Annotated in this window: 1 protein-coding gene; it reads left to right on the forward strand. The window is 72.2% G+C overall.

Going from position 1 to position 1,943, the window contains the following annotated elements; translation table 11 throughout:
- Nucleotides 1-1,943: type I polyketide synthase (locus tag ABD317_RS36395; RefSeq protein WP_344296247.1), on the forward strand; the 1,943-nt coding region annotated here is incomplete at both ends.

Consider the following 1,943-nt stretch of genomic DNA (forward strand, 5'->3'; position numbering starts at 1 on the left):
CCGGCCAGGCCAACTACGCCGCCGCCAACACCTACCTCGACGCCCTCGCCCACCAGCGCACCCGGCAAGGCCTCCCCACCACCAGCCTCGCCTGGGGCTACTGGAAGCAAGCCACCGGCCTCACCGCCCACCTCAGCGACACCGAGGTCCGCAACGTCACCCACGGGACCACCCCGCTCGAAGCCGACCACGCGTTCCGTCTGTTCGACGCGGCCCTTGCCGGCCCCGAGGCGTACCAGCTCTGCCTTCCCCTCAACCCGGCCGCGCTGCGCACGGCGCCGCGCGTCCCCGCCCTCCTGCGCGACATCGTCCCGCGGAAGGCCCGTCGCGTCGCGGCGACCTCGGCGGCGGGCGACGGCAGCGCGCTCGCCGAGCAGCTCGCCGCGCTCCCCGAGGCCGAGCAGGAGCGCCGCCTGCTGGACCTCGTCCGCAGCAACGTCGCCGCGGTCCTCGGTCACGGCACCGGCGAGGCGATCGACGCGCAACGCCCGTTCAAGGAGCTGGGCTTCGACTCGCTGACCGCCGTCGAACTCCGCAACCGCCTCACGAACGCGACCTCCCTGCGTCTCCCCGCGACCCTGATCTTCGACCACCCGACCCCCCACACGCTGACCCGCCACCTTCTCAGCCAGATCCTCAACACCGAGTCGTTCGCCTCCCGGGCTCCGAGCCGCGCCGGCACCGCCGCCACCGCCGACGACCCGATCGCGATCGTCTCGATGGCCTGCCGCTACCCCGGCGGCGTACGCGACTCGCGGGCGCTCTGGGATCTCGTCAGCACCGGTCGCGACGCCATCGGCGACCTCCCGACCAACCGCGGCTGGGACCTGGAGAACCTGTACGACCCGGACCCCGACGCGACGGGCAAGGTCTACACCCGCCACGGCGCGTTCCTGCACGATGCCGATCTGTTCGACGCGGACTTCTTCCACATGAACCCGCGCGAGGCGCTGGCCACGGACCCGCAGCAGCGGCTGCTGCTGGAGACCTCGTGGGAGGCGTTCGAGCGGGCGGGCATCGACCCCGCCGTGCTCCAGGGCAGCAACACCGGCGTGTTCGCGGGCGTGATCTCCCAGGACTACCTGCTGCGGCTGCACCAGAACCCGGAGGGCTTGGAGGGCTACATCGCCACGGGCAGCTCGGGCAGCGTGGCGTCCGGCCGGATCGCCTACACCTTCGGCCTTGAGGGCCCGGCGATGACGGTGGACACCGCGTGTTCGTCGTCCCTCGTCGCCCTGCACCTGGCCATGCAGGCGCTGCGTCACGGCGAGTGCGATCTCGCCCTGGCCGGCGGCGCGACCATCATGGCCACGCCCGGGACCTTCCAGGTCTTCTCCCGCCAGCGCGGCCTGGCCGCCGACGGCCGCTGCAAGCCCTTCGCGGACGCCGCCGACGGCACCGGCTGGGGCGAAGGCGCGGGCCTCGTCCTCCTCGAACGTCTCTCAGACGCCGAGCGTAATGGGCACACGGTCCTGGCGGTGCTGAAGGGCTCCGCGATCAACCAGGACGGCGCCTCCAACGGCCTCACCGCCCCCAACGGACCGTCCCAGCAGCGCGTCATCGAGCAGGCACTGGCCAACTCCGGGCTGACCACGGAGCAGATTGACGTGGTGGAAGCGCACGGTACGGGTACGACGCTGGGCGACCCGATCGAGGCGCAGGCCCTCCTCGCCACGTACGGCCAGGCGCACACCGCAGAGCAGCCGTTGTGGCTGGGCTCCATCAAGTCCAACATCGGCCACACCCAGGCCGCCTCCGGTGTGGCGGGTGTCATCAAGATGGTCGAGGCCCTGCGGCACGGCCGGCTCCCGCAGACCCTGAACGTGGATCAGCCCTCGACACATGTGGAGTGGGAGACCGGCCACGTCGCGCTGCTGACGGAGACGCAGGAGTGGCCGGAGGCGGGCCGGCCGCGGCGTGCGGCGGTGTCGTCGTTCGGCATG

The organism is Streptomyces synnematoformans, assembly GCF_039531005.1.
Lineage (GTDB): Bacteria > Actinomycetota > Actinomycetes > Streptomycetales > Streptomycetaceae > Streptomyces > Streptomyces synnematoformans.